The sequence below is a fragment of the Pseudomonas fluorescens genome, from assembly GCF_001708445.1.
GTDB lineage: Bacteria > Pseudomonadota > Gammaproteobacteria > Pseudomonadales > Pseudomonadaceae > Aquipseudomonas > Aquipseudomonas gorinensis.
Map to the genome: position 1 here is coordinate 693,276 of NZ_CP015637.1, position 12,626 is coordinate 705,901.

Here is a 12,626-nt window from a genome sequence, read left to right on the forward strand (position 1 = left end):
ATTATCAAAATATTATTGAAACAGACTGCTGTTTTAGCCGCTTTTATCTTCGCCTGAAATAGCCAATGATCGGTGCATCTCATTCATCCCGTGTCAGGAGTCGAATATGTCCGCTGCCTTTAACGTCATCGCCACGCTGATCGCCAAACCCGGCCAACAAGACACCCTGGAACCCCTGCTGCGTGGCCTGTTGGAACCGACCCGCCTGGAAGCCGGGTGCGAGCAGTACGACCTGCATCAGGACCTGCAACACCCCGAGACCTTCTACATGCTCGAACGCTGGAGCAACGATGCAGCACTCGCCGCCCACGACCAAAGCGCCCATATCCAGAGCTTCCGCGCCAAGGCCGCTGATGTGCTCGAGCACTTCGAACTCAAGCGCCTGAAATTTCTCGCCTGATCACTCTGCTTTTTTTGTAGGAGCGAGCGTGCTCGCGAAAATCGTAAACGATGACGCAGCGCTTCTGGTTCAGCACGGCGCCTATGCGTTTTCCCCGAGCAGGCTCACTCCTACAGTCAATCCCCAACTTCTGGAGCCCCCCATGAAAGCCATTGCCTACTACGCCTCACTGCCAATCAACGACCCCAAGTCCCTGCAAGACATCGAGCTGCCGGCGCCCATCGCCGGCCCGCGCGAACTGCTGGTGGAGGTCAAAGCCATCTCGGTCAACCCGGTGGACACCAAGGTGCGCCAGAACGTCGCCCCGGAAAACGGCGCCGCCAAAGTGCTCGGTTGGGACGTGGCTGGCGTGGTCAAGGCGGTCGGCAGCGACGTGACGCTGTTCAAGGCCGGCGACAAGGTGTTCTACGCCGGCTCCCTGGTTCGCCCGGGCGGCAACAGCGAGCTGCACACCGTGGACGAGCGCATCGTCGGCCATATGCCCAAGAGCCTGGGTTATGCCGAGGCTGCTGCGCTGCCGCTGACCGCCATCACCGCCTGGGAACTGTTGTTCGAACGCCTGCAAGTGCGTGAAGGTAAAGAAGACGAAGGCCAGAGCCTGCTGATCGTCGGCGCGGCCGGCGGCGTAGGTTCGATCCTGACTCAGTTGGCCAGCCAGCTCACCGCATTGAAAGTCATCGGCACCGCGTCACGCCCGCAAACCCAAGCGTGGACCAAGGCCCTCGGCGCCGACCTGGTGATCGACCATAGCCAACCCCTGAGCGAAGCGCTGAAAGCAGCCGGCCACCCGCAAGTCACCCACGTCGCCAGCCTGACCCAGACCGACCATCACCTGGATCAACTGGTGGAAGCCTTGCAGCCCCAGGGCAAGCTGGCACTGATCGACGACCCCAAGGCGCTGGACGTGAGCAAGCTCAAGCGCAAGAGCCTGTCGCTGCACTGGGAATTCATGTACACCCGCTCGATGTTCGAGACGCCGGACATGATCGAGCAGCACAACCTGCTCAACCGCGTGGCCGCGCTGATCGATGACGGCACCCTGAAAACCACGGTGGGCGAGCACTTCGGTGTGATCAACGCCGAGAACCTGCGCCGCGCCCATGCGCTGCTGGAAAGCGGCAAGGCCAAGGGCAAGATCGTGCTGGAAGGGTTCTAAGACCGGTCTGTCGGTGTCGCCCGTTCTTCCTGCGAGGAACGGACGACACCGCTAGTCAGAGAGTTGACTTTTGTCATATTTGTGAACGTGTTCGGGTTTATATTGGCCGCCTTTGCCACGATTCTTTTACATGAGGAAGTCAGCAATGAAGATCCTGATAAAAGCGTTAGCAAAATCCCCGGGCAATAAATGGCAGGTCCGTCTCGACGGCGACGCTTTCACCTTCCGCAGTGAAGCCGAGGCCCGCGCCTTTGCCGACACCCTGCAAGCCCGCATCCAGGCCCCCCATCGCTTTCCGCTCGGCCAGCAACGCTCCGCCGCTGGCTGATCCGTACCTCAGTCCTGCGCCTGCACGGCCCTGGCCCGTTGCAGGCGCTGGGTCGACATCGCAATCGTCACGGCCAATACACCGCACAAGCTGATGACCATGGCCATCGGCATTGCCGTGCCGTCATGCAGCACGCCCACCAACGAAGCGGCACCCGCTGCCACACCGAACTGAATGCAGCCGAGCAACGCCGAGGCGCTCCCCGCCCGAGCGCCCTGCCCGCTCATCGCACACGCCGAGGTGTTGGGCAAAATACAGCCCAGGCTAGCGATGCAGATAAACAGCGGCACCAGCAATGGCCACAAGGCCTGCGTACGCAACGCGGCAATACCGAGCAAGGTCAACGCGGCCAGGACGTAGACCCACACCGTGCGCGACAACAAAAACGCCGGGCCGCGCTTGGCCAGCAAGCGCGCGTTAACCTGGGCAACCAGGATGAAGCCCGCGGCGTTGGAGCCGAACAGCCAGCCGTAATGCTCGGCAGGCACGCCATAGAGTTTGATGAATACGAACGGCGATCCGGCGATATAGGCGAACATGCCGGCAATCGAAATCCCCCCGGTCAACGCGTAGCCCAGGTAAACCGGGTCTGACAGCAGCGCGCCATAACGGCGCAGCGACCCGGACAAAGGCTGGCGCGGCTGATGGGCCGGGAAGGTTTCCGGCAGGCCGAACGCCACAGCGATGGCCGCCATCACGCTGAACACCGACAGGGCCAGGAAAATCGACTGCCAACCCCACACCCCCACCATCACCCCACCCGCCAACGGCGCGAGAATCGGCGCCAGGCCGGTCACCAGCATCAATTGCGAATACACCTTGGCCGAGCCCACGGCATCACATTTATCGCTGACCACCGCTCGCGAAATCACCATGCCCGCACATCCGCCGAGGGCCTGCACGAAACGTGCGCCGATCAGCCATTCAAGGGAGGGTGCATAGGCACAGGCAAAGGATGCCAGGGTGAACAGGGTCACGCCGCTGAGCAGCGGCACACGTCGGCCAAAGCGGTCCGCCAGCGGACCATAGATCAATTGACCGATCGCCAGCCCCCCGAAATACACCGCCAGGGTCAGCTGGATATGTTTTTCATCGGTGGCGAAAGCTGTGGCCATCGCCGGAAAACCGGGCAGGTAGAAGTCGATCGCCAGCGGCGCAAAGGCGCTCAAGGCACCCAAAATCAGGATTATTCGCAGGTTCATCGGGCACCCAAGTGAGTCGGCAGCCCGACAGTCTAGCCGCGCTTGAGTGCCTTGAACATTACGTTAGCTCGCTAACTATCAGAAAATCAGGCGAGCGTGGCTGTGTAACCCTCTTCGCCGATCAGGCTGATGATCTGCTCGGCAGGCAGGCGGCTTTCAACCTCAACCTTCTTGGCCGCCAGATCGACCTTCACACTGGCCGCCGGGTCTTGACCCTGCACCGCCTGGGTCACCGCCCGAACGCAATGGCCGCAGGTCATTCCTTGAACGTTGAATATTTGCATGACATGACTCCTTGAATGAGGTTGGACCCAGTCTCAACCTTGCCACGATAGCAAGGTCAAGTTTTGAAAATATCAGCCGGGCTGGTATTCGGGCGCGGCCTCGGCCAAGCTTCACTTATCTTTGATGTGAACCACGGAGCATTCGCCATGCGCTGGTCGTTTTTTGCCCTTGCCGGCCTGATGAGCCTGTCTGCCGCTGCGCCCATGGCCAGTGCCGCCGAAGACTATGCAGTGCTGATCATTTCCCGCGAACGCCTGGAAGTACCGACCAACTGCGAGATCGGCCTGTACATCCAGGACCAGTTGGCCGGGCGCTTGTTTCAGGAACAGTCCACCTCATTCAACCTGCCCGCCGGCAATGTGTCGTTGCGCCTGAAGTTGCTGCCGGGCCAATCGCCCGGTTGCCTGCCTGGCCTGCTGGCGCCACCCGCGCAGAACATCACGCTGAAGGCCGGTGACGTGCGCAAGCTGCGCATCGCCCAAGGCCCCGAAGGCATGTACCTCAAGCCCGCGGCATTGGAGTATTAAAGGCGCTTGACCTTCCCCACAGGTCAAGGTTGATCCTAGGGGCAACGTCTTAGGAGGACTGCCCCATGAATGGATCCACCACGTTTGACCTGCCCATCGGTGGCATGACCTGCGCCAGCTGCGCTGGGCGTGTCGAGCGCGCGTTGGGCAAGGTGCCGGGAGTGCAACGTGTCAGCGTCAACCTGGCCAACGAGCGCGCTCATATCGAAGTACTCGGCCAGATGGACCCCGCCGTGTTGATCGCCGCCGTCGACAAGGCCGGCTACACCGCCTCCCTGCCGCAAACCGAAACCAAGACCGACGCCGATCAGGCCCAGCGCCTGCACCGCGAACGCTGGTCGCTGACGCTGGCTATTGTGCTGGCGTTGCCCCTGGTGGTGCCGATGCTGGTGCAACCCTTCGGCCTGCACTGGATGCTCCCGGCCTGGGTGCAGTTCGCCCTGGCCACGCCGGTGCAGTTCATCTTTGGTGCACGTTTTTATATCGCCGCGTGGAAAGCCGTGCGTGCCGGCGCCGGCAATATGGACCTGTTGGTGGCCATCGGCACCAGCGCCGGTTACGGCCTGAGCCTGTATGAGTGGCTCACTGCCCCGGCCGGCAGCATGCCCCATCTGTATTTCGAAGCCTCGGCGGTGGTGATCGCCCTGGTGCTGCTCGGCAAATACCTGGAAAGCCGTGCCAAACGCCAGACCGCCAGCGCCATCCGTGCGCTCGAAGCCCTGCGCCCGGAGCGGGCGATCCGGGTGCGTGAGGGCCAGGAAGAAGACGTCGCCATCAGCGCGCTGACCCTCAATGACCTGGTGCTGGTCAAACCCGGCGAACGCTTCCCGGTGGACGGTGAAGTGGTGGAGGGCCAGAGCCACGCCGATGAAGCCCTGATCAGCGGCGAAAGCCTGCCGGTGCCAAAACAACCGGGGGACAAGGTCACCGGCGGCGCCATCAACGGCGAAGGACGCTTGCTGGTACGTACCCTGGCCCTCGGCGCAGAGAGCGTACTGGCGCGGATCATCCGCCTGGTGGAGGACGCCCAGGCCGCCAAGGCACCGATCCAGAAACTGGTGGATAAAGTCAGCCAGGTCTTCGTCCCGACCGTGCTGGTACTGGCGTTGATCACGCTGCTGGGCTGGTGGCTGTATGGCGCCTCACTGGAGACAGCGATCATCAATGCGGTCGCGGTGCTGGTGATCGCCTGCCCATGTGCCCTGGGCCTGGCCACACCGACCGCGATCATGGCGGGCACCGGCGTCGCCGCGCGCCACGGCATCCTGATCAAGGACGCAGAAGCCTTGGAGCGTGCCCATGCCGTGAGCGCCGTGGTATTCGACAAGACCGGCACCCTCACCTCCGGTACGCCAAAAATCGCGCACCTGGCGGCGGTCGACGGCAACCAATCCCTGTTGCTGCAACAGGCCGGCGCCCTGCAACGCGGCAGCGAACACCCCCTGGCCAAGGCCGTGCTGGATGCGTGCAACGAGCAAGGCTTGAAGGTCGAGGATGTCAGCGCCAGCCAATCCCTGACCGGGCGCGGCATTGCCGGCACCCTCGACGGCCGGTTACTGGCCCTGGGCAACCGGCGCCTGCTGGAGGAAAGCGGTTTGGAGGCAGGCGACCTGGCCGCCTCCGCCAAGCATTGGGAAGCCGAAGGCCGTACCTTGTCCTGGTTGATCGAACAAGGCGCGCAACCGCGTGTACTGGGGCTCTTCGCCTTCGGTGACACCCTCAAGCCCGGCGCGCTGGAGGCGGTGACACAACTCAAGGCGCGACACATCAGCAGCCATTTGCTCACCGGCGACAATCGCGGCAGTGCCCAGGTGGTCGCCCAAGCGCTGGGCATCGACGATGTGCATGCCGAAGTGCTCCCCGCCGATAAAGCCGCCACCGTGGCCGAACTGAAGAAAACCGGCGTGGTGGCGATGGTCGGCGATGGCATCAACGACGCCCCGGCGCTGGCCGCCGCCGATATCGGTATCGCCATGGGGGGCGGCACCGACGTGGCCATGCACGCAGCCGGCATCACCCTGATGCGCGGCGATCCACGCCTGGTACCGGCCGCGCTGGAGATCAGCCGCAAGACCTACGCGAAAATCCGCCAGAACCTGTTCTGGGCCTTTGTGTATAACTTGATCGGCATTCCCCTGGCGGCGTTCGGTCTGCTCAACCCGGTATTGGCCGGCGCGGCGATGGCACTGTCCAGCGTCAGCGTGGTAAGCAATGCCCTGCTGTTGAAAACCTGGAAACCCAAGGATCTGGAGGACCCGCACCCATGAGCATGAACATCGGCCAAGCGGCGCGCTCAAGTGGCTTGAGCGCGAAGATGATTCGCTACTACGAATCCATCGGCCTGCTGAAAGCCGCCCATCGCACCGACAGCGGCTACCGCGTGTACGGCCCCGACGAGTTGCACACCCTGGCGTTTATCAAGCGTTCGCGGGACCTGGGGTTTTCCCTGGAGGAAGTCGGCAAGTTGCTGGCCCTGTGGCAAGACCGGCACCGGGCCAGCGCCGACGTGAAAGCCTTGGCGCGCCAGCATATCGAGGAGTTGAACCAGAAGATTCGCGAGCTGGGGCAACTGCGCGATACGTTGCAGGACCTGGTGGAGCACTGCCAGGGGGATCACCGGCCGGATTGTCCGATTCTCAAGGAGTTGGCGTCGGGCAGTTGCTGCGCCTGAAGGAGTAAAAGGTGTACACAAAACCAATGTGGGAGGGGGCTTGCCCCCGATAGCAGTGGACCAGTCAATACAAGTATCGACTGACACGGCGCCATCGGGGGCAAGCCCCCTCCCACATTTTTAGATCTCCAATTGCTTGAAGATCACTTCCTCACTTTTAGATCGACAACAGCGTGGGGATCACTGCATCCAAGGCGGCGGCGGAGGCTCTTCCGACGCTTTGCCTGGCGGTGCATCATCCGCCGCCCGAATCGCCTGGCGTCGCTCTTCATCCAGCCGCGCTGCTTCGATTTCGCGGATCACGCCGCCGACATCCGCCAGCTCTTCCGGTTCGTCGAACTCGCCGGTCAAGATGCTGGCCGGGTGCAAAGTGCCGGCTTCATACAACGCCCACATTTCCTTGGCGTACTTGGTCTTCTTCAACTCCGGCGCAAAACGCCCGAAGTAGGACGCCATGTTGCCCACATCCCGCTCCAGCATGTTGAACGCGTGGTTGTTGCCCGCCGCATCCACCGCTTGGGGCAGGTCGATGATCACCGGCCCCGTAGGTGTGAGCAGTACGTTGAACTCGGACAGGTCACCGTGCACCAGGCCGGTACACAGCATCAGCACGATCTGGGAAATCAGGAAGGCGTGGTATTCGCGCGCCTGGTCCGGCTCCAGCACCACATCATTCAGACGCGGCGCCGCATCGCCGTACTCGTCGGCCACCAGTTCCATCAACAGCACGCCTTCGAGGAAGTCGTAGGGCTTGGGCACGCGAACGCCGGCACCGGCCAGGCGGAACAACGCCGCGACTTCAGCGTTCTGCCAGGCGTCCTCGGTTTCTTTCTTACCGAACTTGGAACCCTTGGCCATGGCCCGGGCCTGCCGGCTGTTGCGGACCTTGCGGCCTTCCTGGTATTCGGACGCCTGACGAAAACTTCGTTTATTCGCCTCCTTGTAAACCTTGGCGCAACGCAATTCGTTGCCGCAGCGCACCACATAAACAGCTGCTTCTTTACCACTCATGAGTGGGCGCAGCACTTCGTCGACCAGACCGTCTTCGATCAGGGGTTCAATGCGTTTAGGAGTCTTCATCAGCTTTTATTGTGGGTCCTTTATTACCAAACACGCGTATGGCACTCGTTATACGGCAATCCACTCGCCTCGGGGAGGGGCTACCGACCTTTGACCGTTTAAGAATGCATCCAATATGCCAATTTCCGGCGCAATCAACGTTCGATGATTGCCGTCACACCTTGCCCACCGGCGGCGCAGATCGAAATCAGCCCGCGTCCCTTGCCCGCGGCATCCAGCAGCTTGGCCAGGTTGGCGACGATACGCCCACCCGTGGCAGCAAACGGGTGCCCGGCTGCCAGCGAACTGCCCTTGACGTTGAGCCGGCTGCGGTCGATAGACCCCAGCGGCGCATCCAGCCCGAGGCGTGTCTTGCAGTAGTCCGCATCCTCCCACGCCTTGAGCGTGCACAACACCTGGGCCGCGAACGCTTCGTGAATCTCGTAGTAATCGAAGTCCTGCAGCGTCAGGCCGTTCCTCGCCAGCAAACGCGGCACGGCGTACACCGGCGCCATCAACAGGCCCTCGGCACCGTTGACGAAATCCACCGCCGCCGCTTCGCCATCGCGCAGGTACGCCAGGATCGGCAAACCGCGCTCCCGAGCCCAGGCTTCGCTGCCGAGCAGCACCAGGGAGGCGCCGTCGGTCAGCGGCGTGGAATTGCCGGCAGTGAGCGTACCTTTCTCGCTGCGTTCGAAGGCAGGCTTGAGCGCAGCGAGTTTTTCCAGGGTCAAGTCGGGGCGCAGATTGTTGTCACGGGTCAGGCCGAGAAACGGTGTCAGCAAATCGTTGTGCCAGCCCTCGGCATAGGCCGCAGCCATTTTCTGGTGGCTTTCCAGGGCCAGCTGTTCCTGTTCTGCACGGGGAATCTGCCAGGTTTGCGCCATCAACTCGCAGTGTTGGCCCATGGACAAACCGGTGCGTGGTTCGCCATTGCGCGGCAGTTCCGGCTTGAGGTGATGGGGACGAAGTTGTAACAGGACTTTTAGTCTATCCGCCAAGGTTTTGCTGCGATTGGCTTGCAGCAGAATCTGGCGCAGCCCTTCATTCACGCCGATGGGGGCATCGGACGTGGTGTCCACCCCGCCGGCAATCCCGCACTCGATCTGGCCCAAAGCGATCTTGTTGGCCACCAGCAACGCGGCTTCAAGCCCGGTGCCGCAGGCCTGCTGGATGTCGTAGGCCGGGGTTTGCGGCGACAGGCGCGAACCGAGCACGCATTCGCGGGTCAGGTTGAAGTCACGGGAATGCTTGAGCACCGCCCCGGCGGCCACCTCGCCCAAACGCAGGCCGTGCAGGTTGTAGCGTTCGATCAGGCCCTCCAGGGCCGCGGTCAGCATCGCCTGGTTGCTCGCCGTGGCATAAGGGCCATTGGAGCGGGCGAAAGGAATGCGATTACCGCCAATGATCGCTACACGGCGCAATTGAGTCATGGAAAGCTCCCTGTCGGTTGTGGGGTAAGTCTCTCAGACTAGCCTAGGCTCAATCGAACGACTGCCGCCCCGGGGTGGTCAACCCTTTGAACCCCAGCCTTCGGAGAGCGTTCCATGTCTGACCGTTATATCGACTTCGCCAACTCAAGCCTCGGCCATCGCCTGGTCGCCGCCATTGGCTTGCCGTCACCGGTACGTCTGGAGCGCTGGCAAGCCGGGCGCCTGCGCCCGGTCGAAGGCGCACTGTTGCTGGGCGGCGGCGCGCTGGCGGCCAAGGTGCTTGCATTTGCCAACAAACTCACCGATGCCACCTACCACTATGGCCCCGAGCCGCTGGAAGCAACGACCTGGATTCCCGGGCATGGCCCCAAAATCAAAGCCGTGGTGTTCGATGCCAGCGACTTGCAGCACACCGACCAGCTCAAGCAACTGCGCGAGTTCTTCCAGCCATTGCTGAAAAACCTCGATCACAGCGCCCACCTGGTGATCCTCGGCCGCGCCCCGGAAAGCCTCAGCGACCCATTCGCCGCCAGCGCACAGCGCGCCGTGGAAGGCTTCAGCCGCTCTCTGGCCAAGGAACTGCGCAACGGCGGCGTGTTGCAGTTGCTGTACGTCGGCGACGGTGCCGAAGACCAGCTCGAAGGCGCCCTGCGGTTCTTCCTCTCGCCCAAGAGCGCCTATATCTGCGGCCAGGTGATTCGCCTGCAAGCCTGCGCCACACCGGTGGAGGACTGGACGCGCCCGCTGGCCGGGCGCAAGGCACTGGTCACCGGCGCCGCCCGGGGCATTGGCGCTTCCATCGCCGAAACCCTGGCCCGCGATGGCGCCGAAGTGATCCTGCTCGACGTTCCCCAGGCGAAAGCCGACCTCGAAGCCCTGGCCGCGCGCCTGGGTGCGCGCACCCTCGTGCTGGATATCTGCGCCGAAGATGCCGCCGCCCAATTGATCGAACACCTGCCGGCGGGCCTCGACATCCTGGTGCACAACGCCGGTATCACCCGCGACAAAACCCTGGCCAACATGACCCCGGAGTACTGGGACGCCGTGCTGGCGGTCAACCTCAATGCGCCGCAGGTGCTGACCAAGGCCCTACTCGACAGCGGCACCCTGCACGACAACGCTCGCGTGGTGCTGCTGGCCTCCATCAGCGGTATCGCCGGCAACCGTGGGCAAACCAATTATGCCGCGAGCAAGGCCGGGCTGATCGGGCTGGCCGAAGCGTGGGCACCGCTGCTGAAGGAACGCGGGATCAGCATCAATGCCGTGGCACCGGGCTTTATCGAAACCCAGATGACCGCGCATATCCCCTTCGCCCTGCGCGAGGCCGGACGGCGCATGAGCTCGCTGGGCCAGGGTGGCTTGCCCCAGGACGTCGCCGAAGCGGTGGCGTGGCTCGGCCAGCCGGGTTCCGGAGCAGTCAGCGGCCAGGCACTGCGGGTGTGCGGGCAAAGTCTTCTGGGAGCATAAGCATGCAATGGCGAACCTTGGGCAACACGCCGTTTCTTCCACCGCTGTACTGGCGCGCGGCACTCAAGCGCAAGATCAGCGGCAGTCGCTTGCCCGAGCAGGGCTTGCGCTGCCGGGTGAACGTCAATCCCCAGCACGTGGCGGCGTATCGCACGGTGTGCGGTTTTGCCGACAGCCCCATCCTGCCGGCGACGTATCCGCACATCCTGGCGTTCGGCCTGCAGATGCAACTGCTGACGGACAAGGCATTTCCGTTCCCACTGCTGGGTTTGATCCACCTGAGCAATCGCATCCGAATCCATCGGCCCCTGGGCGCCATCAGTGACCTGACCCTCAGCGTGCACACCCAGAACCTCAAGCCCCACGCCAAGGGCGCAACCTTTGACCTGGTCACCCGCATCGAAGACGCCCTCGGCCTGCTCTGGGAAGCGGAAAGCCGCATGCTCTGCCGCGGTGTAAAACTCGAAGGCGAAGCGGCAGACGACACCTTGCCAGCGCCCAGCCAAGTCAGTGAGCTGACGCACTGGAAAGCCCCTGCCGATATCGGACGGCGCTATGCGCGGGTTTCCGGCGACTACAACCCGATCCACTTGAGCGCCCTGACCGCCAAACTCTTCGGCTTCCCCCAAGCCATTGCGCACGGGCTGTGGAACAAGGCACGCACCCTCGCCGCCCTCACCGAACACCTGCCCGCCGCCAATATCGACATCCAGGTCGAGTTCAAGAAACCGGTGCGCCTGCCCAGTGAAGTGCGTTTGTATGCCAGCGCTGCCGGTTCCAGTGGCGAGTTGTTACTCAAAGGCGCGGGCGATATTGAACATATGGTCGGCACGTGGCGACCGATTGCCTGACGACATGTGCCGACGCCGGATCGGTCAGTGCGGGGGGTAGTTGGAGAGGATCTTGGTGACGGTGGTGCGGATGGCGTGGCTGCGATCCTGGGGTTCAGGCGAGTTGGCCATCATCTGTTCGTCACTGCCCCGCCACACAAGCTTGCCGTCCTTGCCATCGAGCAGGTCGATCTGGATCGTCGCCACCTTGTAGGTGATGTTGCGCGTTTCGTTGTACATCGGGCCGCCCCAGTAACCGTTCCATGGACCGCCCCAGGCCCCACCGTAGTTGGTGGTGACCTGTTGCTGACGGTCTTCGACGATCAGGTATGCCTGTACGTTCAGGTCAGCCCTGGTGCCTGGTGCGGCGGGGCGCAAGCCGCGCTGGTCAAGTTGTTCGCCCACCGCCTGGCGGATACGTTGTTCCGTCAGGTCACTTTTGATCCGTGGATCATCGGGGCGGTACTGCAGGGCCGGGTCTTTCCAGGCCCAGTTGCGATAGGCACCGAAGTCTCGACTGGCGTCAAAATCGTGATTGACCTGGTTGGTCTGGCAACCGCCCAGCAGCAGTACAACAGCGAGCGTAGCGATACGACGGAACATGGTGGTTCTCCAAGGCGCGACCTGCACTTTAATGAGAATAGCTGTTAACTGGGCGGATAGGCGCTCATTGCCTTTTGCACGGCCTGGCGCAACGCGTCTCCCCGCTCGCTGAGGCTGCCCTGGCTGCCCGTTTCCGCGCTGGCGCTCCATACCGGCTGGCCGCTGCGGGCGTCGAACAGATTGACCCGGACCACCACGACCTGCACCTCGTAGGTGCGCACGATCGGCACCGAGTTGTACATGCCGTAGCCATTGCCATAACGGTTATAACCACCGTAACCGTAGCCATAGTCATCCTGGACTTGCTTGAGGCGCTTCTCCAGGTGCACGTCGGCGCTGACCAGCAGGTCCGGCGGGCGATTGTCATGCAGGGGCCGCAAGCCGCGCTGGTCCAACGCTCCACTGACCGCCTCGGCCACCTGTGCCGAGTCCGCCCAGGCCGTCCCCGCCGGCAACTGGCCGTTGCGCCACGCCCAGTTGCGGTAGGCGCCGTAGTCGCGCACCGGCGCCGGATAAGCGCTGGCATCGAAGGTGTTCGCCGCCTGGGCCGGCGCCGGTGGCATCGGGGCCGACGCAGCGACATAGGGATTGGGGCTGGAGCAAGCGCCCAACCCGAGTGACAACACGATTAAACAGAGACGACGCATTTCGACCTCCGCAGACTG

The 12,626-nt window shown here is 62.9% G+C and carries 14 protein-coding genes; 8 read left to right on the plus strand and 6 right to left on the minus strand.

Annotated elements, in window-relative coordinates:
* Positions 1-106: 106 nt before the first annotated feature.
* The 3 genes from A7317_RS02965 to A7317_RS02975 all read left to right on the plus strand — a co-directional run bounded on the left by A7317_RS02965 (position 107) and on the right by A7317_RS02975 (position 1,884).
* Positions 107-400 (plus strand): putative quinol monooxygenase, encoded by a 294-nt coding sequence (locus A7317_RS02965; protein WP_069075178.1) that lies wholly within the window; start codon positions 107-109, stop codon positions 398-400.
* Positions 401-542: 142 nt separating this feature from the next.
* Positions 543-1,556: a zinc-binding alcohol dehydrogenase family protein gene (locus A7317_RS02970; protein ID WP_069075179.1), complete on the plus strand. Its 1,014-nt coding sequence runs from the start codon at positions 543-545 to the stop codon at positions 1,554-1,556.
* A gap of 145 nt (positions 1,557-1,701) precedes the next feature.
* On the plus strand, positions 1,702-1,884 hold the full coding sequence (locus A7317_RS02975) for a hypothetical protein (protein WP_024073195.1): 183 nt from the start codon (positions 1,702-1,704) through the stop codon (positions 1,882-1,884).
* Between the two features lie 8 nt (positions 1,885-1,892).
* Here the strand turns inward: A7317_RS02975 and A7317_RS02980 are convergent, their stop codons facing one another.
* Together A7317_RS02980 and A7317_RS02985 are read right to left on the minus strand one after the other, a co-directional pair.
* Positions 1,893-3,086 carry a multidrug effflux MFS transporter gene (locus A7317_RS02980; RefSeq protein ID WP_024073194.1) on the minus strand — a complete coding sequence of 398 codons (1,194 nt, stop codon included), beginning with the start codon at positions 3,084-3,086 and terminating at the stop codon, positions 1,893-1,895.
* An 86-nt stretch (positions 3,087-3,172) separates the two neighbouring features.
* The gene (locus A7317_RS02985) at positions 3,173-3,370 is read right to left on the minus strand and encodes a heavy-metal-associated domain-containing protein (RefSeq protein ID WP_069075180.1); all 198 of its coding nucleotides are present in this window, start codon (positions 3,368-3,370) and stop codon (positions 3,173-3,175) included.
* Between the two features lie 147 nt (positions 3,371-3,517).
* Here A7317_RS02985 and A7317_RS02990 point away from each other — a divergent pair, with 147 nt between their 5' ends.
* The 3 genes from A7317_RS02990 (at position 3,518) to cueR (ending at position 6,569) form a co-directional block, all read left to right on the plus strand.
* Positions 3,518-3,898 (plus strand): hypothetical protein, encoded by a 381-nt coding sequence (locus tag A7317_RS02990; RefSeq protein WP_024073192.1) that lies wholly within the window; start codon positions 3,518-3,520, stop codon positions 3,896-3,898.
* A 65-nt stretch (positions 3,899-3,963) separates the two neighbouring features.
* The gene (locus A7317_RS02995) at positions 3,964-6,165 is read left to right on the plus strand and encodes a heavy metal translocating P-type ATPase (RefSeq protein WP_024073191.1); all 2,202 of its coding nucleotides are present in this window, start codon (positions 3,964-3,966) and stop codon (positions 6,163-6,165) included.
* 2 nt (positions 6,166-6,167) lie between these two features.
* Positions 6,168-6,569, plus strand: a complete 402-nt coding sequence (gene cueR / locus A7317_RS03000; protein ID WP_069077361.1) for a Cu(I)-responsive transcriptional regulator — start codon at positions 6,168-6,170, stop codon at positions 6,567-6,569.
* A gap of 180 nt (positions 6,570-6,749) precedes the next feature.
* Here the strand turns inward: cueR and A7317_RS03005 are convergent, their stop codons facing one another.
* Positions 6,750-7,649 carry a PA4780 family RIO1-like protein kinase gene (locus tag A7317_RS03005; RefSeq protein WP_024073189.1) on the minus strand — a complete coding sequence of 300 codons (900 nt, stop codon included), beginning with the start codon at positions 7,647-7,649 and terminating at the stop codon, positions 6,750-6,752.
* A gap of 134 nt (positions 7,650-7,783) precedes the next feature.
* A complete protein-coding gene (locus A7317_RS03010; protein WP_069075181.1) occupies positions 7,784-9,061 on the minus strand; it encodes an acetyl-CoA C-acetyltransferase in 1,278 nt (425 codons plus the stop codon).
* Positions 9,062-9,175: 114 nt separating this feature from the next.
* On the opposite strand from A7317_RS03010, the gene A7317_RS03015 reads away from it, so the two are divergent.
* Positions 9,176-10,528, plus strand: a complete 1,353-nt coding sequence (locus A7317_RS03015) for a 3-oxoacyl-ACP reductase (RefSeq protein ID WP_024073187.1) — start codon at positions 9,176-9,178, stop codon at positions 10,526-10,528.
* 2 nt (positions 10,529-10,530) lie between these two features.
* Positions 10,531-11,379, plus strand: a complete 849-nt coding sequence (locus A7317_RS03020) for a MaoC family dehydratase (protein WP_069075182.1) — start codon at positions 10,531-10,533, stop codon at positions 11,377-11,379.
* 24 nt (positions 11,380-11,403) lie between these two features.
* On the opposite strand, the gene A7317_RS03025 is transcribed toward A7317_RS03020, so the two are convergent.
* Together A7317_RS03025 and A7317_RS03030 are read right to left on the minus strand one after the other, a co-directional pair.
* Positions 11,404-11,961, minus strand: a complete 558-nt coding sequence (locus tag A7317_RS03025; protein WP_024073185.1) for a DUF4136 domain-containing protein — start codon at positions 11,959-11,961, stop codon at positions 11,404-11,406.
* 44 nt (positions 11,962-12,005) lie between these two features.
* Positions 12,006-12,608 (minus strand): DUF4136 domain-containing protein, encoded by a 603-nt coding sequence (locus A7317_RS03030; RefSeq protein WP_069075183.1) that lies wholly within the window; start codon positions 12,606-12,608, stop codon positions 12,006-12,008.
* Positions 12,609-12,626: the final 18 nt, after the last annotated feature.